The sequence below is a fragment of the Fructilactobacillus lindneri DSM 20690 = JCM 11027 genome (assembly GCF_002907375.1).
Taxonomy (GTDB): domain Bacteria; phylum Bacillota; class Bacilli; order Lactobacillales; family Lactobacillaceae; genus Fructilactobacillus; species Fructilactobacillus lindneri.
In genome coordinates this window covers 407,056-427,040 of record NZ_MIYK01000001.1, presented here as the reverse complement: position 1 = coordinate 427,040, position 19,985 = coordinate 407,056, and the positions used below count along the sequence as shown (strand labels likewise).

Sequence of the window (19,985 nt, the reverse complement as noted above, 5' to 3'; positions counted from 1 at the left end):
AAACATATCGTATACTTTCCTCATCGTAATGGTGATGGAAAAGTTTATTAAAAGAAAATAAATAATATAAAAAATTAATTATGATGCACAATTATTTATGAAATAGAAAAGAGGACTTACGATATGTAAGTCCTCTTTTTTGGGTTGTTTTTAAAGATTAATTATTTACTTAGCTTTTCATAACGATTGAAAATTAAATAACCAATTGCTCCAAAAATAATCGGACCAATAATCATCCAAAAACTATTTAAATAGTCTCCGTCAATAGCAGGAGCGACGATAGTAAAGACAATTGCCAAACCAACTGTTAGAAGAACGATTGCAACAGAAAGTTTAGTTTCCCAAGCATATTTATAAAAAACAAATGGTTTCTTGGTTGAATGATTCTTTTTAAAACCTAAAAATGAGTATGTTATAAATAAATAGGGAATGGTCATGGCAACGTTAGTCATTGCTACTAAAATATTAAAAAATGCTCGTGAACTCTTTCCACCAAAAGAAATTAATAGAATCAAGCTGACTACTAAAATACATTGAACTATCAAAGCATTGACAGGAATGTTAAATTTATTATTTTTAGTAAATGATTTAGTCCAAATTGCTTTTGGAGTGCCTTCGACTAATTGTGTAACCGGTGAAATTATTAAGGTGATAAATGCTCCACTAAGAGCTAAAAACATCGATAAACCAACATAACGACTAATCCAGATTCCAATTTGAATTGAAATATGATGCGAAAGATGCGAGGCTATGCCTAACTGATATCCAAAGTTATTCATTACTATATATGGAACATTAACTAAATTAACTTTATTATTTGATCCAAGAATTTGATTCCAATTAGTAAAAGAACCCATCATAAAAATTCCTAATGCATACCCAATCGCAATCGTTAAAGCCGCAATTACAATTCCGCGCGGAAAAGTTTTCTTAGGATTTTGGGTTTGATTAACTAACCCCGCAATTGCTTCTAATCCTCCAAAGGCAAAAATAGCATATACTACAAAACTTAAAATATTTATAATTGATTTGTAATTATAATTTGGAGAATTGATAATAGAACTTAAATGAAAAGGCTGAAGGGGATGTCCATTTAATAATAAAATTACTACCCCTCCACAAATTAAAACTACGTTAATTGACATAGCAGCAATCCCACCAATAGATGAAATCTTTTTGATTTTATCAATTCCCCGAGACGCTAAAAATGTAATCATAATCATTAAAAATGATGCTAGTAATCCAATGATTTCAACACTGGATAAACCCCAAAGATGCCATTGGAAGGTAGTATCATAGCCAAAGATTGCACTTGATAAAGGAACCCAAATTGCAGAACTGGTTTTTATCATCCAAACGATATAAGATGCATACCACATAAAAATACCTATAAAGGCAAACTTAGAATTAACTGAGTTACTCATCCAAGTATAGATTCCACCTTTAGAATTTGAAAAAGCAGCCCCAAATTCAGCTAGCATAAAAGCATAAGGTAAAAAGAAACAGATGGCAGCCAAAACATACCAAATTATCGAAGCATATCCCATTAAATAATATGCAATGGGTATATTAGCAAATCCAAATACTGAAGTAAAAATCATTAAAATCAATGACGTAAGTGACAATTTTTGATTTTTCATTTCACACGACCCTTTTTATAAAATTATATTTACCACCATATCTATTGTACGCTTCGCTTTATATGAAAATATAAAAAAGGATTATTAAATATAATGTAATCATTAATCAAAGCTTATTTTTAATGAGTATTAATTAGTAATTTATTCTATGGTTTATAGAAGGAAAGTGTTAGGCTATAGTCGTAAATTGCAGGTTTTGTAGATTATGAAAGGAATATTATTATGGAAAAGAATGTTGAATTGCCAGATTTTACTAAGAATAATTATCCTGAAACTACCAAAAGTGCAGTTTTAAATAAAACTTTTGATATTCAATTAAAAGATACAAAGCTAGGTAAGATGGGATCTCATGATTTACTGATTAAAGTAATGGCAGTTGGAATTTGTGGCTCTGACGTACATTATTATGATCATGGAAGAATTGGAGATTTTGTAGTAAAGAAACCATTGATTTCAGGGCATGAAAGTTCTGGAATTGTTGTAGCTGTAGGGGATGAGGTTACTAAATTTAAACATGGTGACAAAGTAGTTATGGAGCCAGGAATTCCCTGTGGTAAATGTAAATATTGTTTAGCAGGGAAATACAATTTATGTCCTCAAATGAAATTCATGGCTACACCGCCAGTTGATGGTGATCTTTCACAATTAATTATCTATCCGGATGAATTTACTTACAAAATTCCTAATGAGATGTCTTATGAGGTAGGATCACTTTCTGAACCACTTTCAGTTGGAGTTCACGCAGCACAAATGTTAAGCATTCAGCCAGGAAAGTCGGTTTTTGTTTCCGGTGCTGGTCCAGTTGGGTTGTTAGCTATTATGGCAGCAAAAGCTTTTGGTGCTAGTAAAATCATTGCCAGTGATGCTGAGCCGGAAAGATTAGCATGTGCTAAGAAAATGGGAGCAGATACTGTTATTGATGTTACTGAACAAGATGTTAAAACTACAACCAATGATTTAACAAATGGTGAAGGTGTTAATACAGTTATTGAAGCCTCTGGTAATGTACATGCAGAACAAGATGCATTGTTAACTCTAAGTCGAGGTGGAAAGATCGCTTATGTTGGAATGCCAGCACAGGATGAAATTCCTTTAAATATGCCATTTATTCAGGGTCACGAAATTCAAATTTTTGGAGTTTTCCGTTATGCAAATGATTATCCCATTAGTATTGAAATTTTAACTGAGAATCTTGAAAAAGCTGAAATGTTGTTAACGAATTTTTATAGTTTGGCTGAAACAAAATCAGCACTTGAGAATACTAGAACTAATAAACAACATTCATTAAAAACTATTATTTACCCTAATGAACAACTAAGAAAAAACAATTAATTAATAATTATATTATTAAAAAAGAGAACTTACGTCTGCCGTAAGTTCTCTTTTTTTGATTTAAAAATAGTAGAAACTACTTTAATTATTTTGGAATTGCCATAAAAACAACTTCTTTATTATCAGGAAATGAGTTTTTTTCGCCAAAATTATCAAAAGAAATACTTTCACCAACTGATCCAAGTTCATGATTCTCGTCTTTAATGATTGTAAGTAAGTGTTCATGATCACGATTAATATCATCAAGAGTTGCAGCTCCAAGTTCAGCTATTTCTCCAGAAGGTAGTGTAACTTTAATCTTTTTCAAATCATGAATTCCATCAGCATCAATTTCAAATGGGACATTAACCAACATAAATAAAATCCTCCCTTTTTATAATTACATTATACGCTTCTGTTTTAATAGTTGTAATTATAAGAAACTAAATAATTATTCTTTATTAATTTAAAAAAATGCTTTATAATTGAGTTGTTACAAAATTCACATGAGTGAAAAATAAAAGATAATTAGGAGATATTAAAATGGCTTTGGATAATTACTTTACTGGAATTCAACACGTTGGAATTCCAGCAGGAAATTTAGATGAAACAATTGCATTTTACGAAAAATTAGGTTTTGAAAAAGCAGGTCAATTTTTGTATGAAGGTAATCGTTGTGCGTTTATGAAATATGGTAACTTGATGATTGAAACCTGGGAAGGCGATAAGATTGCTGATAAAGATGGTGCTATCAATCATATTTCATTAAATACAACTGATGCAGATGCTGCTTTGAAAGAAGCTAAATCAATGGGATTGAATGTTATTGATAACGAAATTCAAACTCGACCATTTTGGGAAAAGGGAATTCGTTTCTTTAATATTTATGGTCCTAACCATGAAAAGATTGAATTCTGTGAAATTGTAAAATAAAATGTATTTTACAAGCAAAGGCAGACGTAGTTACGTCTGCCTTTTGTTAACCAAACAGTCAAACCCGAATTAACTCTTGCCATTTTGGCGTTTCTCCCTTATGATTATAGTAGAGATTATTATATGGAAGAAAACGAATTAAAAAGGAACGGAGGCGGATAACATGTTAGCTATTACAAAACAATTTTTAAGAGATAACGGTTATCATTATAAAAAGGGCTATATTAGACCACTTATGACTCCAGATAGTGTTTATATTTTTCGATTCGGAAAAGATGATTTGAATAATCGAATTATTGTTCGCTATGGACATGGATGGACTGGGAGACAAAAAATCAAGGAGATTGATTTGCTTTTACATAAACAGCGTCACCCACGGATTTTTAAAACTGAACACGGTTTATTGAAATATCTTGAGTCTCACTTATCTTCACATGAAGAAAAAGTCGACGATTTGGGTCTAGATAAGTGATTTTTGCATCCTTCAGAGGGTGCATTTTTTTTAAATAAAACTAATGGAGTCTGAAATAGATATGAATTTAAATTTGATTGAAGTAAAAGTAATGACTAAACAAGAAGCAGTGCCTGCTGTTTCAAATATATTGATGGAAGCAGGGGCTCAAGGTGTTCAAATTGATGATCATAAATTGGAAGACGTTGCGGTGATTTCCTATTTCCCTGATGATGCTGATATTAAATCTATTTTATTAAAGATTAGAGCTAAAGTAGTAAATTTAACCGCTTATGGATTAAATCCAGCACCCGCTAAGGTCACTGCACGAAGTCTGAGTGATGCCAAATGGGCAACTACGTGGGAAAAATATTATCATGCAGAACGGGTAACTAGATTTTTGACGATTGTTCCCGCTTGGGAAGATTATGAAAATAAAGAAACAAACCAAATAATCATTAAATTGAATCCCGGAATGGCGTTTGGGACTGGTACTCATCCTACTACCAAAATGGCAATGCAAGCGTTAGAAACTATTTTACGAGGCAATGAAACTGTTTTTGATGTCGGAACTGGTTCAGGTGTTTTAGCCGTTACTTCTAGAAAACTAGGTGCTGGAGATATTTTTGCTTGGGATAACGATAAAAATGCAGTTGAATCTGCTAAGAAAAATATTGCTTTGAATATGGGGATGCAAAATATCCAAGTAGGAATAAATAGTTTGTTAGAAGAAATTATTGGAACAGCGGATGTGATTGTGGCTAATATGTTAGCTGAAGTATTGTTGCCACTTGTCCCACAAGCTGCAGACCATTTAAAAAAAGGTGGTAAGTTTATTACTGCTGGAATTTATTTTGATAAGCTAGATGACATGATTGATGAATTAAACCAGCATGGATTTGTAATTAATCAAGTGATGTCTGTTGATAATTGGCGTTCGATTATTGCTACCAAAGGAGAGAATTAAAGTGCAGCATTATTTTTTGGATCAACCTTTAAAAGTGGGACAAAAAGTTAGTTTGCCATCTGATATAAGTAAGCATTGGATACGAGTTATGCGAGCTACAGTTGCATCTAAAGCCGAATTTGTTTCAAGTGATAATCAATTATACATTGGGGAATTATTTAACGAAAATGAGGCAACTGTTAAAATTTTGAGTGAGTCCGAAACGGATGTTGAGATGCCAGTTAAGGTAACCATTGTATGTGGATTACCCAAAAGCGGTAAAGCAGAATTGATTGTACAAAAAGCTACTGAATTAGGAGTAACACGAATCATTTTTGTTCCAACTGCTTGGTCAGTTGCTAAATGGAATAGCAAAGCAGCTAAAAAGGTTCAGCGACTACAAAAAATTGCTAAAAGTGCAGCCGAACAATCGCATCGTAATGTTGTTCCTAAGATTGAATACTTAAATGGACTTAATCAATTAAAAGAAATTAAAGCTGATCAGCGAATCGTTGCATACGAAGAATCTGCTAAACAAGGTGAAACTAGTAAATTAGTTCAAGTACTTTCAAAACTAAAGCCCCATCAAAGTTTATTGGCTTTTTTTGGACCAGAAGGTGGGATTTCCCCAGATGAGATTCAACAATTTGAAAAATGGCAGTATCAACTTGTTGGCTTAGGACCTCGAATTTTACGTACTGAAACAGCACCATTGTATTTTTTAAGCGCTGTTTCTGTAATTTCCGAACTAAAATGATAAAATATATATAAATTTATTTAATATACGAACCAATCAAATTATTTTGTGGTTAAGGAGGTGGAATTAATGGCTAGTTTAAAAAGTTGGCAGCCAGAAGAAATTTTTAATAAAGTAGCTGAAAATATGACTCCTGAACAAGTTGATATAATTCAAAAAGCCTATGAATTTGCAGCGACTGCTCATGGAGATAATTTACGGGCTTCTGGAGAAAAATATATTACGCATGCAACTCAAGTAGCTGGAATTTTAGCTGACTTGAATATGGATCCAGTTACTGTTACAGCTGGATTTTTACATGACATTGTTGAAGATAGTAATGTTGAGTTAAGCGATGTACGAGAGTTGTTTGGTGATGATGTTGCTCTAATCGTTGATGGTGTAACTAAAATAAGCAAAATAAAGTATAAGTCAACTAAAGAACAATTAGCTGAAAATTATCGTAAATTATTATTGGTAATGTGCCAGGACATTAGAGTTATGATTGTTAAACTCGCTGACCGAATGGACAATATGGATACCTTAAATGAAAAGGATTCAAAAAGTCAAAAACGTTTTGCTCGTGAAACAATCGATGTTTATGCTCCAATTGCTGATCGTCTTGGAATGGGATCAGTTAAGTGGGAACTGCAAGATATGTCGCTTCGCTATTTAAATCCGGATGCTTACTATGAAATTGCTCATTCAATGAAGTCCAAAAGAGACCAGCGAGAAGCATATATTGCAAATGCAATTAAAGAAGTTCAAAACGCAATTACGGATTTTGATATTAATGCTGATATTTATGGTCGTCCTAAACATATTTATTCAATTTATAAAAAAATGGTTGATAAACATAAAAAATTTGCTGAAATTTATGATTTGTCAGCCATTCGGATTATCGTAGATACAGTAAAAGATTGTTATGCAGTTTTAGGTGCTATTCATGCTGAATGGAAACCAATGCCTGGACGTTTTAAAGATTATATTGCTATGCCTAAGTCTAACATGTATCAATCATTGCATACTACAGTTGTTGGTCCTGAAGGGAAACCGCTTGAGATTCAAATTAGAACTAAAGAAATGCATCAGATTGCTGAGTATGGAGTTGCTGCTCACTGGGCTTATAAAAAAGGGGAAACAGCAGAAGTTAAGAGTGACCAAAATAACGTTCAATTAAATTGGTTCAAGCGAATTATTGAAATTCAAGAAGAAACTGATAATGCTTCTGAATTCATGGATAGTGTTCAAGGAGATTTGTTTTCAGATCATGTTTATGCTTTTACTCCTAGTGGAGATGTGATGGAATTGCCTAAAGGAGCTGGACCTTTAGATATGGCATATGCCATTCATACTCAAGTTGGTGATAAAACTACTGGTGCACGAGTAAATGGTAAAATGGTTTCTCTTGATGATCAGATTAAAAATGGTGATATTGTTGAGATTATTACTTCCTCTAATTCAACGGGACCTGGCAAAGATTGGTTAGATTTGGTACATACAAATAGTGCTAAACATAAGATTAAGCTTTTTTTTAAAAAGGAAAATCGAGCTGAAAACATTAAAGCTGGGTCAGAAATATTAAATGATAATTTGGAAGAAACCGGGTTTGAAATTAATGAAATTCTAAGTAATGATAATTGGAATCGGGTTTTAGAAGAAATGCATTATCGTTCTAGAGACGATTTACTAGCGGCTTTGGGCTTTGGTGATATTCATGTTAACGGGGTAATAAATCGTTTTACTAGTAATCTGCGTAGTGAACAACAAAAAGATGAAGAAAAGCAGGCAGAAAAAGAATTGCTGGAACAGCATCAATCTTTTTCAACTAAAAATGAAGAGTTAAAAAATCATGGGAATCATCCAGCGAATAATGTTGTCATTGAAGGAATTGATAATGTTTTAGTAAGAATGGGTCATTGTTGTCTCCCAGTTCCAGGAGATAATATTGTTGGATACATTACTAAAGGTCGAGGAATTACAATTCATCGGGTAAACTGTAATAATATTGCTAATGATGATGGTAATCGAACGATTACTTCTCATTGGAGAAACATTCAAAATAATCAAATTGATTATCCAACAAAGTTAAAAATTGAAACTGATGATCGAAATGGAATTTTGAATGATATTATTAAAAAGATTAATAATAGTCCAGCTAAGTTAACTTCCATTGATGGTAAAGTACATGATGGGATTGCATTAACAGTTTCATTGGTAGTAAACGTTAAGAATATTTCTCAATTAGAGCAGGTTGTTGATACTATTAAGATGGTACCAGGTGTTGATACTGTCGAGCGAACTTTAAATTAAAGGATGATTACTGGTGAAATTAGTGATTCAACGGGTTAAACACGCAAATGTTGTTATTGAAAAAAAAGAGTACAGTTCAATTAATACTGGCTATATGATTTTAGTGGGCTCAGAAGAAGGAGACTCCCAAGCTGATGTGGATTATTTAGCTCATAAAGTGGCCAATTTGCGTATTTTTGAAGATGAACAAGGGAAAATGAATTTAAATATTAAACAAGTGAATGGTTCGATTTTATCTGTTTCACAATTTACTTTGTTGGCAGATATGACACATGGAAATCGACCTACTTTTAAAAAGGCTGGAGATCCAGTGACTGCAAAAAAAATGTATGAGGCCTTTAATCAAGCACTTTTAGCAGAAGGGCTTGCTGTTAAAACTGGTGTTTTTGGAGCTGATATGGATATTAATTTAGAAAATCATGGACCTGCAACTTTTGAACTTAATCACCGGGAGCAATAATCATGAAAAATTTTATTTGGGATTTTGATGGAACTCTTTTTGACACCTATCCATACATGGTAACAGCTTTTGCTAAAGCACTACGAAAAAATGGAATTGATCCAATTGAAATTAATCCGGATGAAATCTATGCACAAATGAGGATTCATTCATTAGGGTCTGCGATTATAAAATTTAGTGCATTGTATGGAATTGATCAAGAACGTTTATTAAAAGATTACCGGAATTATGAACAAGATGAAGTTAATTTAGCTAAGCCGTTTGAAAATGTAAAACAGGTTTTACAGTTAATCGTTGCTAATGGCGGGAAGAATGGATTATTAACACATCGAGATGATCAGGCCCTACATTTATTAGAAAAATATGATATAAAAAAACTGTTTACTGGTTTAGTAACTAGTAAACAGTCTTTTGCTCGCAAACCAAACCCGGAATCTCTGAATTATCTAATTAAAAAGATGAATTTAGAAGTAAATGAAACAGCAATGGTTGGAGATCGGGAATTAGATGTTGCTGCTGGCAATAATGCTGGGGTAATAACAATTTTGTTCGATTTTGATTATATGATTGAAAATGATGGCAATCCTGATTTTATTGTACATTCGATTAAAGAAATTATTCCTTTAATTAAAGGAACTCAAGATACTGTCTAATAAGGTTCCGTAGGTTTCTCCAAAAAGATATACATGCATCAACACGTAATAAAATTGATACCAGCCAACTCTTTTTTCGAATCCTGGTCTAAGTGGATAAGTATCATTATAACCACGGTAAAAGTCATCATTAAATCCGCCAAAAACAGTGGTGATACTTAGATCAAATTCACGATCTCCATAAAAAACATCGGGATCAATTAACATTGGTTGATGAGTAGTAGTGAAAATTGCATTTCCACTCCATAAATCACCATGTAAGAGACTAGGCTTAATTTTATGAGTTTGATCGTATTCAATGATTTGTTGTTTTAAAATTTGATAATGATGGTCGCGGGAATTATTCCAGCGGCCTTTTTCTTTAGCAAGCTTAATCAATGGTTCTAGTCGTTGATTAATAAAGAATTTAGACCAGCTATTTTGCCAGGTATTTATCTTAGGGAACTTTCCGACTGTAAAATCATTATCTAAACCAAAACGATTATGGTAAATTTGATGTACCTGAGCTACCATTTGTCCCAATTCGTATTGCTTACCGTTGCCAATATCTATCCAGGCTAAAATCAGAAAACCGTCATGTTCGATTTCCCCATAATCAATCACTGTGGGCACATTTGCGGCTTGTGACAATAATTTAATTCCTTCTACTTCGTGTGCAAAAAATTCTTTGCCACGATTAGGTTGAACTTTCAAAAACATACGACCTTCATCACTTATTATCTCATAAGAATCATTGATATCGCCTCCAGCAACCGGCTTTAAACTTTGGATATTTGTTAAAGGTAGTTGATATAACCATTGATCTGATAATTTTTTCATATAATGTCTCCTAATAATTTTTATTAATGTATTGATTAATTCCTTTAGTGACATCTGATGATACTCGTTGTTGATAATTTGGATTTTTAATCAATTTAAAGTCGTCATCATCATTAATATATCCCATTTCGAGTAAGACAGAAGGGACTGACACATCACGAATTACTAAAAAATCTCCTTTCATAATTCCACGATTATCTAATGGAAGATTATTCAAATTATGATTGATTTCAGTTGCTAGTTTCTGAGACTTGCCGTTATGATAATAATAACTAGTAAAACCAGATGCAGTGTTTTTATCATTTGATGAATCAAAATGAAAGCTCACGAATAAGTTAGCATGGTTATCAGTAGAAAATGAAGGGCGTTTAAATAAACTAACGGTTTTATCTGAGTTACGAACCATCACTACATTGGCCCCCGAATTACGTAATCGATTAGCAGTTTTTTGTGCAACCTTGAGAGTATAAGCCTTTTCTTGTTTATTATTATTGGATAATGCACCCGAATCACTTCCACCATGACCAGGATCTAAGACAATGGTTGCTTCTGATAGATTATTAGCACGCTTTAAATTGTGATTGTTTAACAACCATTCCGGGATCCACCCAATTTTATTTTGATTGTAAACTACTCTAACCCAGTTATCTTTGTGACTTAAAATTTGAACGTGTTCTCCATGATTAGCGATCCCAATTGTTTTATATGAAAGATTAGGTCCGTTTTTAATTTGAAGATTATCGCAAGGAACTTTAACATTATTTCTTAACAGTAAGATTCCTAGAATTAAGATAGTTAAAAGTGTTGTTATAATTGTGAAAGTTAAACCACGTTTATTGATATTAAACATATGCATGGGATTCCTTTATTTAGAAGTTATTTGTCATAATTAATGATATAACTTTTTGGGTTGTGTAACACTACTATCTAATAATAAATTAGCTTGACTTTTACACTTATTTTTATTAATCTGAAAATAATTAAAGTATGCCAATTATAATGAGTAGTAGATAAAGTTTGATTTTCAGAGAGCATTCGGTGCTGTGAGAATGTAATTCGGACTTATTGAAGATGCATTTAGGTTTAGCTAAATATAAAATTAAAGTAATAAAAAAGGTGGTACCGTGCTGATTGCGCCCTTGATGCAATTTAGTATGGTATTTTTTTGATTTATGAAGGGGTGGCTAAGTTGAAACGTACAACATATGCTGGAAAAACAAATGAAGATTTTTTAGATCAAGATGTAATTCTTGATGGCTGGGTAGCTAAAAAACGAAATTTAGGTAGCTTGATTTTTGTTGATTTAAGAGATCGTGAAGGGATTGTCCAATTAGTTTTTAACGAAAAGGATAATGAACATGCTTTTAAAGTCGCAGAAGCCATGAAGAACGAGTACGTTATTCAAATTAAAGGACGTGTTGTAGCACGTTCTGAAAAAGAAATTAATCCAGATTTATATACAGGAAAAGTTGAAGTTCATGTGACAGACGCTGAGATTTTGAGCAAATCCAAGCCAGTTCCTTTTGACATCAAAGATGATACAAATGCGTCTGGTGATTTACGTTTGAAGTATCGTTATCTCGATTTGCGTAGACCATATATGCAAAAGGGATTAATGATTAGAAATCGAATTTTACAAGCAACTCACAGTTATTTAGATGCAAATGGTTTTATTGATATCGAAACTCCTGATTTAACAGCGTCTACACCAGAAGGAGCACGCGATTACCTAGTTCCTTCACGGGTTTATCCGGGCTCGTTTTATGCTTTGCCACAATCTCCACAGCAATTTAAACAAATGTTAATGGGTGCAGGATTTGATCGTTATTATCAAATTGCCCGTTGTTTCCGTGATGAAGATTTGCGTGGCGATCGTCAGCCTGAATTTACTCAAATTGATTTAGAAACTTCCTTTATGAATCAGCAAGATATTGAGGACCTTACTGAAGGATTAATTCAAAAAGTTATGAAAGAAGCAGTTAATTATGACGTCAAACTGCCTTTTAAACGTATTACTTGGCAAGAATCAATGGATCGTTTTGGAACTGATCAGCCAGACACACGTTTTGAAATGGAATTAAAAGATGTTTCTGAGATTGTTAAAGATTCAGATTTTAAAGTTTTTACATCAGCAATTGAAAATGGCGGTCAGGTGAAAGCTATTGCAGTTCCTAGCGGAGCTAAAGAATACTCTCGAAAAGAAATTGATAAATATACTGAATATGTAAAACGATTTGGAGCTAAAGGTTTAGCTTGGATGAAGGTAACTGAAGATGGTTTTTCTGGTCCAGTAGCTAAATTCTTTAAAGATCCTGAAAAGATTACGCAAATTAAGCAACAAACCGGAGCTCAAACCGGAGATTTATTATTATTTGCAGCTGATCGCGCTAAGGTAGTTGCTGATACTTTAGGATATTTGCGAGTTGCAATTGCAAACGAACAAAATATGATTCCAGATGATAAATATAATTTCCTTTGGGTTGTTGATTGGCCATTGTTTGAATATGATGAGGGATCAAAACGCTGGACTGCAGCACACCATCCTTTCACAATGCCCAACGAAGGGTATGAACATTATCTTAATGAAGGAGAAGATCCTCATAAAGCTCATGCTCAAAGTTATGATATTATTTTAAATGGATTAGAACTCGGTGGTGGTTCGATTCGTATTCATACTCGTGAACTTCAAGAAAAAATGTTTAGAGCGCTTGGATTTACCAAAGAGAGTGCCGAGCGCCAGTTTGGCTACCTTTTACGTGCTTTAGATTATGGATTTCCTCCTCATGGTGGTTTAGCGATTGGTTTAGATCGCTTTGCGAGATTATTAGCACATCGAGGAAATATTCGAGATGTTATTGCTTTTCCTAAGAACTCTAAGGCGATTGATCCGTTGACTGACGCACCAACGCCCGTTGCTGCCAAACAATTGGATGAACTTGGCATTGAAGTTGAGAAAAAAGACGATAAAGAATAAATTAAATAGAAGGTTGCGAATCCCTGTAGCCTCCTATTTTTTTAATATCGTAAATGGTATACTGATTTGGGTTAATTAAACAAATTTAGAGGTTTTTTATATGAATGATGTACATAAAGTAATTAGGCGGCATCAAATTATTACAAAAATATCAACAGCATTTGCATATGCAACGTTAGTTTCAGTTGCAATGAACTTTTTTTGGACGCCTGGACATATTTATTCGTCTGGGGTTACTGGGTTTGCTCAACTTTTAACTACTGTAACACAGCGTTATATGCCATTTACAATTTCAACTGCGGTTGGTTTATTTGTTTTAAATGTTCCTTTATTATTATTGGCTTGGAGAAAGATTGGTCATCAGTTTGCTATCTTTACGTTTCTTTCGGTTATCTTAGCCAGTATTATGATTCAGATTTTGCATCCGCTAACTTTAACTTCTGATCCTTTAATTTGTGCTATTTTTGGTGGTGCGGTAAACGGTTTTGGGACGGGATTAGCGTTGAAAAATCAAATTTCAACTGGTGGATTAGATATTTTAGGAATTGTAATCCAAAGAAAAACTGGTAAATCAATTGGAACGATAAATATTATTTTTAATTTGTTCATTGTACTTTCTGCTGGTTTTATGTATGGATGGCCGCATGCTTTCTATTCTGCAATCGGTTTGTTGGTTAATGCAAAAACAATGGATTTAACCTATACTAGACAGCAAAGAATGCAGGTTATGATTGTGACGGATGTTCCTAAAACGGTAGTCGGAAGTATTCAAAATCATTTACGTCGTGGAATTACAATTGTTCATGGAGCTGAAGGAGCTTATAATCATCAAAAGAAAACAATCTTATTTACGGTTATTTCACGCTATGAAAAAAATGAAATGGATTTAGCTCTTCAAGAATCAGATCCGCATGCCTTTGCAGTTGCTGTTGATGTTGATGAGGTATTTGGGCACTTCTATGAAAACAAACCCAAGTAAAATTGATAGTCTAAAAATAATAATTAAAATTTTAAAAATTGGTGGGTTAAAATGAAGTTTATTTATGTTTGGTTTATACGTATTATTTCAGCATTATTTTATTTCAGACCAAAAAAGAATGTTTATTATATTATGAGTTATGACAGTAATTTACATTTACTTAAACGGATTGCGGCAGAAATTCCTGATGGACAAAAGTTGGTAGTTTTCTATAACCCACGAGTTTTGGTAGCTGCGTATGATTTAAAAGCATTCGGAATTAAAGCGATTCCATTAAAAAATAGTTTTGGTTTTGCTTTATTGCATATTCCTAGTTTAATGACTGCTCGCTTGGTTTTTTGTGATAATTATTATGCATTTATGGCTGGAATTTTACCATCTAAAAAAATGAAGATTGTTCAATTATGGCACGCAGATGGAACCATTAAGTGTTTTGGTTTTGAAAATCCAGCAAATGCTTATGAATCATTTTTAAAGAAACATCGTCACCAAACTTTTTATAACCACATTGATAATTTTGTAGTGGCATCCAAAGCTATGGGACACGTTTTCCAAAATAGTTGTCGACAAAGTTTTGATAAAATGAAATTTTTAGGGTTTACTAGATCTGATCGTTTGTTTAGTGATCGTTGGATTAATACAGTACGAAATCGAATTTACTTAGCTAATCCTGAATTAAAAGGGAAACGAGTTATTTTATATGCACCAACATTTCGTCCTGGAGATAGTGTTAACCCACCTCAAGGAACTATTGAAGCCTTGGCATCTGATCCAAATGCAATGGTTGCGGTTAAACTGTATCAAGAGGTTGATCGAAATAAACTTAAATTAGACCAATTTAATCATAAAAATGTTCGAATTTATGACGAATTCTCAATCACTGACTTGATGACAATTGCTGATACATTTGTGACGGATTATTCTTCGTATGCATTTGATTTTAGTTTGTTGCCTCAAGCAAAATCAATGTTGTTTTTTATGTATGATATGAAAGAATATGAAAAGAATCCAGGAATTCAAAATGGATTTGAAAATTGGCTTCCCAGTAAGCCTATTACCACGGTTTCAGATTTATCACAAGCAATTAAGGCGCATGAAACCATGAACTTTGATAAATTTAATCAAATGTGGAACACGTATAACGATGGAAAAGCATATAAACGTGTGATTGATAAATATGTACTTTGTCAGGAAAACGCCGCGGAGGATCATGATGAATAATAATGAGTTTTTAATCGGTTCACATGTAAGTATGAAGTCACCAAAAATGTTTTTGGGTTCGGCTGAAGAAGCAAAAAATGATGATGAAAATGTATTTATGGTATATACAGGTGCCCCTCAGAATTCACGACGGAAACCAATTTCAGAATTGAATATTCCTGCTGGAAAAGAATATATGCAGAAAAATGGTTTGTTAGAAGTTGTAGTACATGCTCCATATATTATTAATTTAGGTAATACAAAAAAACCACAAAGTTTTCACTTTGCAGTTGATTTTTTAAAAAAAGAAATTGAACGAGCAGATGCAATGGGGGCTACTCAGATTGTGTTACATCCCGGAGCACATGTTGGTGCTGGCGTTGAAGCAGGATTACAGCAAGTGATTAAAGGTTTAAATGAAGTTATTACACCTGACCAAAATGTACAGATTGCCCTTGAAACCATGGCAGGAAAAGGTACTGAATTAGGAACAACTTTTGAACAGCTCGCTGAAATCATTGCCGGAGTTGATTTAAATGATAAATTGTCAGTTACTTTTGACACTTGTCATACTTATGATGCTGGATATGACGTTAAAAATGATTTTGATGGGGTTATGCACCAATTTGATCAGATAATTGGATTGGATCGTTTAAAAGTTGTTCATTTAAATGATGACAAAAATCCTATGGGAAGCCATAAAGATCGACATGCTAATATTGGTTTCGGAACAATTGGTTTTAATGCTTTAGACTATATTGCACATTATCAAAAATTAGCAGCGGTTCCTAAAATTATGGAAACAGCACCAATTAAAATTAATGATAAAGTTAAAATCGATCCACATAAATATGAAATTGCAATGCTTCGATCACAACAATTTGATCCGGATATGATTAAGAAAATTGAGGCGAGTGCAAGTGTTTAGTTAATTATCTTGATGAAGACTTTCAGTAATGATAGTTGCTGTTTCTTCAATTGATTTGTTGTGAACATTAATGCATAAACAACCAATTTTTCGATAAAGGTTCTTGGCATAGTCAAGTTCCTTTTTTATATTTTCAGGGTCCGAGTAGGTAGTTTCGCCATCTAATCCATATTCTTTCATTCGTAACGAGCGAATTTTGTGTAATTTTGAAACGGAGTTGGTTAAGCCAAATATTTTTTTGGGATTCAAATCCCAAATCTCTTTTGGAAGCTGAATGTTAGGTCCAATTGGAACATTGGCCACTTTGAAACTTTCATTTGCTAAGTATAGAGATAGTGGAGTTTTGGATGTTCTAGATACTCCTAAAATAACAATATCTGCTTTTTTTAAGTTTTCAGGATGACGTCCATCATCATTGTGGACCGTGAATTCAATTGCTGCAATACGTTTGAAGTAGGCAGCATTTAAATCATGAACTAATCCTGGTACTTCAGCAGATGATTCGTTTAATCTGTGTGAAATGATTTCAATCGGTTTTTGAATACAACCAAAACTAGCTAACTGATTATCCTGAGAAAATTGAGTGACCATATCACTTAGTTCTGGATTTACTAAAGTATGAAAAATGATTGCATTATTTTCTTTAGCTAGTTTGAGAATTCCATTTAGAATCGATTTAGTTTGAATAAATGGATACTGACTAATATTGGCATAAGCTTCTGGAAATTGAGCAGCAGCAGTTTTGGCAATTGTTGTACCGGTTTGTCCACTTGAATCGGAAATTATAAAAATATTGTATGTTTGTTTCATTAATTTACTCCTTAAAATATATATTATTATTTGTAGTATAAACTATTTTCAGTTATTAATAATAATCTATAACTTGTCGTTGACGTGCCAAATTTCATAGGTTATAATTAAAACTGTTAAGTGGAACTTACTTAATACTATTTGAGCTCGGAGGGAGGGATTTTTAAATGTCAAAAACAGTTGTTCGTAAGAACGAATCTCTTGATGATGCTCTTCGTCGCTTTAAACGTACCGTTTCAAAAAGTGGTACTCTCCAGGAATTTCGTAAGCGTGAATTTTATGAAAAGCCTAGTGTAAAACGTAAATTAAAATCTGAAGCAGCACGTAAACGTAACAATAAAAAGAAACGTCGTAGTTTCTAATGAAAAGAGCAATCGTGAGATTGCTTTTTTTTTGGAAGTAAATTGAATATAAAAGGAGATATTAAAATGGATTTAGTTCAACAATTAAATGATGATTTAAAAGATGCAATGAAAAAAGGTGAAAAAGAAAAATTATCGATTGTAAGAATGTTAAAAGCCGGTATGATGAATGAAAAAGTTAAACTTGGTCATGATTTGTCAGATAGTGAAGCAGTAGAGGTAGTTAACCGTGAAATTAAGCAACATAAAGATTCGATTGAGCAATTTACAGCTGGAAAACGCGATGATTTAGTTAAAGAACAAACTAAAGAACTAGATATTTTGAAAAAATACGCTCCTAAACAACTTTCGCCTGCTGAAGTAAAAAAAGTCGTTGAAGAAACAGCCAAACAATTAGGCACTAAAAGTAAAAGTGACTTTGGGAAATTAATGGGTGCCGTAATGGGTAAACTCAAAGGAAAAGCTGATGGAAACGATGTAAAAAAGGCAGTTAATGATACTTTAAGCTAAAGTTGAAAGATTATAAATATAGGTATTGCTTTTTTAAAGCTAGATAATATGCTAAAATTTAGGCAAATTATTACAAAGGAGATATGTTTGATTGGTTGAAAAATTTGAATATCAGAAACAAATGACACTTAGTAATCCTAATGACCAAAATAATCTATTTGGTACTCAAGATTCATTTATTAATGTTTTAGAGAATGGATTAAGTACGTCAATCCGCTACTCTAGTGGAGTGATTAAAATAGAAGGCCATGATGAAAAAAATGTTCAATTAACTCACGATATTCTATTAAATATGCTCAAATTAATTCATGCTGGTATTAATTTAAACGAAAGTGATTTTGTTTCGGCACTCAATATGGCGCGAAATGGTAATATTTTTGCTTTACCAGACTTATATAATCAAGTTTTAATTAAAGATAATAAAGGAAAACCAGTTCGAGTTAAGAACTTTGGACAAAAACAATATATTCAAGCAATCAAGCAACATGATATTACCTTTGGAATTGGTCCCGCTGGAACTGGGAAAACTTATCTAGCGGTAGTAATGGCAGTTGCAGCTTTAAAAAAGGGACAGATTGACAAAATTGTTTTAACGCGTCCGGCTGTTGAAGCTGGTGAGAGTTTAGGATTTTTGCCTGGCGATTTAAAAGAAAAAGTGGATCCATATTTACGTCCTTTGTATGACTCGTTGTATGCCATTTTAGGAAGAGATCATACAGATCGCTTGTTAGATCGTGGTGTAATTGAAATAGCTCCGTTAGCTTATATGCGTGGAAGAACATTAGATAATGCATTTGTTATTCTTGATGAAGCTCAAAATACGACCAATCAACAAATGAAAATGTTTTTAACTCGACTAGGATTTGGATCAAAAATGATTGTTAATGGTGATATTCAACAAATTGATTTAAAAGGTCATATTCCAAGTGGATTAGTTACTGTTCCTAATATTTTAAAGGACATTAAAAATATTGAAATTGTTCGTTTAAATGCTGATGATGTGGTTAGAAATCCAGTAGTAGCGAAAATTATTACTGCTTATGAAAATCATGATAAAGCATAATCAGAGGAGTATAAATGGATTTAGAAATTAATGATATTACTAATGAAAAAGTTGATGCTAATCAACCTAAATTAATTAAAAAAATATTAGACTATGCTGCTGATTATTTAAATTTAAAAGAAAATACAGAAATGTCTGTGACTTTAGTTAATAATGACAAGATTAGGGAAATTAATCGTAAATATCGTGATGTAGATCGAGCAACTGATGTAATAAGTTTTGCGATTGAAGACCAAGATAATGATGAATTTCCAGTTTTTATGAGCGACGAAATGAAAGCAGAAATCCCAGAAAATCTTGGAGATATTTTTGTTAGTATGGACAAAGTTAAAGAACAAGCAGATTTTTTAGGACATTCTGAAGATCGTGAACTAGGATTTTTAATTGTCCATGGTTTTTTGCATTTAAATGGCTATGATCACATTGATCCTAAAGATGAAGCAGTAATGTTTCCATTGCAAAGGAAGATTTTAGACTCTTATGGACTCAAAAAATAAATACCAAACTAGTAAAAATAAAGATTTCTTCCAAGCTTTAAGTCATGCTTGGGACGGATTGAAAATTATTTTTACCAAAGAAAATAATTTCAAATCTCATTTAGTTACCACAGGTTTTATTTTAGTTGCTGGAATTATTTTTCAAGTTGGCTTTAATAATTTTATGTGGTTATTATCAGCTTGTTTTTTAGTACTTAATGCTGAAGTTATTAATACATTGTTTGAATATTTAGTAGATTTAGTATTGGGAAATAAATACGATCCATTGGCAAAGAAAATAAAAGATGTAGCTGCGGGTGGAGTCTTATTAACTTCGCTTTTTGCAGTTATTATTGGATTAATAGTGTTTAGTCCAGTTTTAACTTCAATATTTAAAGCATTTGTTAATAGTTAATGAAAG

General features: G+C 32.7%; 22 protein-coding genes. 17 read left to right on the top strand and 5 right to left on the bottom strand.

Features of this window, described 5'->3' with window-relative positions; all coding sequences use genetic code 11:
* Positions 1 to 161 precede the first annotated feature (161 nt).
* Positions 162 to 1,640 (bottom strand): glutamate/gamma-aminobutyrate family transporter YjeM, encoded by a 1,479-nt coding sequence (yjeM, locus tag BHU33_RS02240; RefSeq protein WP_056997595.1) that lies wholly within the window; start codon positions 1,638 to 1,640, stop codon positions 162 to 164.
* Between the two features lie 222 nt (positions 1,641 to 1,862).
* Between yjeM and BHU33_RS02235 the strand changes: the two genes are divergently transcribed.
* Positions 1,863 to 2,972 carry an NAD(P)-dependent alcohol dehydrogenase gene (locus BHU33_RS02235; protein WP_054646128.1) on the top strand — a complete coding sequence of 370 codons (1,110 nt, stop codon included), beginning with the start codon at positions 1,863 to 1,865 and terminating at the stop codon, positions 2,970 to 2,972.
* Positions 2,973 to 3,057: 85 nt separating this feature from the next.
* Here the strand turns inward: BHU33_RS02235 and BHU33_RS02230 are convergent, their stop codons facing one another.
* A complete protein-coding gene (locus BHU33_RS02230; protein WP_054646129.1) occupies positions 3,058 to 3,327 on the bottom strand; it encodes a hypothetical protein in 270 nt (89 codons plus the stop codon).
* Positions 3,328 to 3,494: 167 nt separating this feature from the next.
* Here BHU33_RS02230 and BHU33_RS02225 point away from each other — a divergent pair, with 167 nt between their 5' ends.
* From BHU33_RS02225 to BHU33_RS02195, 7 genes are all read left to right on the top strand, one after another.
* A complete protein-coding gene (locus BHU33_RS02225) occupies positions 3,495 to 3,884 on the top strand; it encodes a VOC family protein (RefSeq protein ID WP_054646130.1) in 390 nt (129 codons plus the stop codon).
* Positions 3,885 to 4,047: 163 nt separating this feature from the next.
* Complete coding sequence (locus BHU33_RS02220; protein ID WP_054646131.1) at positions 4,048 to 4,356, top strand: hypothetical protein; 309 nt, start codon at positions 4,048 to 4,050, stop codon at positions 4,354 to 4,356.
* A gap of 61 nt (positions 4,357 to 4,417) precedes the next feature.
* Positions 4,418 to 5,302: a 50S ribosomal protein L11 methyltransferase gene (prmA, locus tag BHU33_RS02215; protein ID WP_054646132.1), complete on the top strand. Its 885-nt coding sequence runs from the start codon at positions 4,418 to 4,420 to the stop codon at positions 5,300 to 5,302.
* A 1-nt stretch (position 5,303) separates the two neighbouring features.
* A complete protein-coding gene (locus BHU33_RS02210) occupies positions 5,304 to 6,038 on the top strand; it encodes a 16S rRNA (uracil(1498)-N(3))-methyltransferase (protein WP_054646133.1) in 735 nt (244 codons plus the stop codon).
* 69 nt (positions 6,039 to 6,107) lie between these two features.
* Positions 6,108 to 8,330, top strand: coding sequence for a RelA/SpoT family protein (locus BHU33_RS02205; RefSeq protein ID WP_056997596.1), 2,223 nt, complete (start codon positions 6,108 to 6,110; stop codon positions 8,328 to 8,330).
* A 13-nt stretch (positions 8,331 to 8,343) separates the two neighbouring features.
* Positions 8,344 to 8,790, top strand: a complete 447-nt coding sequence (gene dtd / locus BHU33_RS02200; protein WP_054646134.1) for a D-aminoacyl-tRNA deacylase — start codon at positions 8,344 to 8,346, stop codon at positions 8,788 to 8,790.
* Positions 8,791 to 8,792: 2 nt separating this feature from the next.
* The gene (locus BHU33_RS02195; protein ID WP_054646135.1) at positions 8,793 to 9,443 is read left to right on the top strand and encodes an HAD-IA family hydrolase; all 651 of its coding nucleotides are present in this window, start codon (positions 8,793 to 8,795) and stop codon (positions 9,441 to 9,443) included.
* On the opposite strand, the gene BHU33_RS02190 is transcribed toward BHU33_RS02195, so the two are convergent.
* Both BHU33_RS02190 and BHU33_RS02185 read right to left on the bottom strand, forming a co-directional pair.
* Complete coding sequence (locus BHU33_RS02190; RefSeq protein WP_056997597.1) at positions 9,414 to 10,262, bottom strand: fructosamine kinase family protein; 849 nt, start codon at positions 10,260 to 10,262, stop codon at positions 9,414 to 9,416. The two genes, BHU33_RS02195 and BHU33_RS02190, sit on opposite strands and share 30 nt — an antisense overlap.
* A 10-nt stretch (positions 10,263 to 10,272) precedes the next feature.
* Positions 10,273 to 11,112: an N-acetylmuramoyl-L-alanine amidase gene (locus BHU33_RS02185; RefSeq protein ID WP_103422785.1), complete on the bottom strand. Its 840-nt coding sequence runs from the start codon at positions 11,110 to 11,112 to the stop codon at positions 10,273 to 10,275.
* Positions 11,113 to 11,451: 339 nt separating this feature from the next.
* Between BHU33_RS02185 and aspS the strand changes: the two genes are divergently transcribed.
* From aspS to BHU33_RS02165, 4 genes are all read left to right on the top strand, one after another.
* Complete coding sequence (gene aspS / locus BHU33_RS02180; protein WP_056997598.1) at positions 11,452 to 13,236, top strand: aspartate--tRNA ligase; 1,785 nt, start codon at positions 11,452 to 11,454, stop codon at positions 13,234 to 13,236.
* A gap of 100 nt (positions 13,237 to 13,336) precedes the next feature.
* Positions 13,337 to 14,215, top strand: a complete 879-nt coding sequence (locus BHU33_RS02175; RefSeq protein WP_054646137.1) for a YitT family protein — start codon at positions 13,337 to 13,339, stop codon at positions 14,213 to 14,215.
* Positions 14,216 to 14,266: 51 nt separating this feature from the next.
* Positions 14,267 to 15,436 carry a CDP-glycerol glycerophosphotransferase family protein gene (locus BHU33_RS02170; RefSeq protein WP_054646138.1) on the top strand — a complete coding sequence of 390 codons (1,170 nt, stop codon included), beginning with the start codon at positions 14,267 to 14,269 and terminating at the stop codon, positions 15,434 to 15,436.
* A complete protein-coding gene (locus BHU33_RS02165; RefSeq protein ID WP_054646139.1) occupies positions 15,429 to 16,343 on the top strand; it encodes a deoxyribonuclease IV in 915 nt (304 codons plus the stop codon). The genes BHU33_RS02170 and BHU33_RS02165 overlap by 8 nt, the downstream gene beginning before the upstream one ends.
* Here the strand turns inward: BHU33_RS02165 and BHU33_RS02160 are convergent, their stop codons facing one another.
* The gene (locus BHU33_RS02160; protein WP_054646140.1) at positions 16,344 to 17,153 is read right to left on the bottom strand and encodes a pyruvate, water dikinase regulatory protein; all 810 of its coding nucleotides are present in this window, start codon (positions 17,151 to 17,153) and stop codon (positions 16,344 to 16,346) included.
* A 167-nt stretch (positions 17,154 to 17,320) separates the two neighbouring features.
* On the opposite strand from BHU33_RS02160, the gene rpsU reads away from it, so the two are divergent.
* The 5 genes from rpsU to BHU33_RS02135 all read left to right on the top strand — a co-directional run bounded on the left by rpsU (position 17,321) and on the right by BHU33_RS02135 (position 19,979).
* Positions 17,321 to 17,515 carry a 30S ribosomal protein S21 gene (gene rpsU / locus BHU33_RS02155; RefSeq protein ID WP_054646141.1) on the top strand — a complete coding sequence of 65 codons (195 nt, stop codon included), beginning with the start codon at positions 17,321 to 17,323 and terminating at the stop codon, positions 17,513 to 17,515.
* Positions 17,516 to 17,581: 66 nt separating this feature from the next.
* On the top strand, positions 17,582 to 18,025 hold the full coding sequence (locus BHU33_RS02150) for a GatB/YqeY domain-containing protein (RefSeq protein WP_054646142.1): 444 nt from the start codon (positions 17,582 to 17,584) through the stop codon (positions 18,023 to 18,025).
* Between the two features lie 91 nt (positions 18,026 to 18,116).
* Positions 18,117 to 19,088: a PhoH family protein gene (locus tag BHU33_RS02145; protein ID WP_404825431.1), complete on the top strand. Its 972-nt coding sequence runs from the start codon at positions 18,117 to 18,119 to the stop codon at positions 19,086 to 19,088.
* Positions 19,089 to 19,102: 14 nt separating this feature from the next.
* Positions 19,103 to 19,585 (top strand): rRNA maturation RNase YbeY, encoded by a 483-nt coding sequence (gene ybeY / locus BHU33_RS02140; RefSeq protein WP_054646143.1) that lies wholly within the window; start codon positions 19,103 to 19,105, stop codon positions 19,583 to 19,585.
* Complete coding sequence (locus BHU33_RS02135; RefSeq protein WP_054646144.1) at positions 19,569 to 19,979, top strand: diacylglycerol kinase family protein; 411 nt, start codon at positions 19,569 to 19,571, stop codon at positions 19,977 to 19,979. Before ybeY ends, BHU33_RS02135 begins: the two co-directional genes overlap by 17 nt.
* Positions 19,980 to 19,985: the final 6 nt, after the last annotated feature.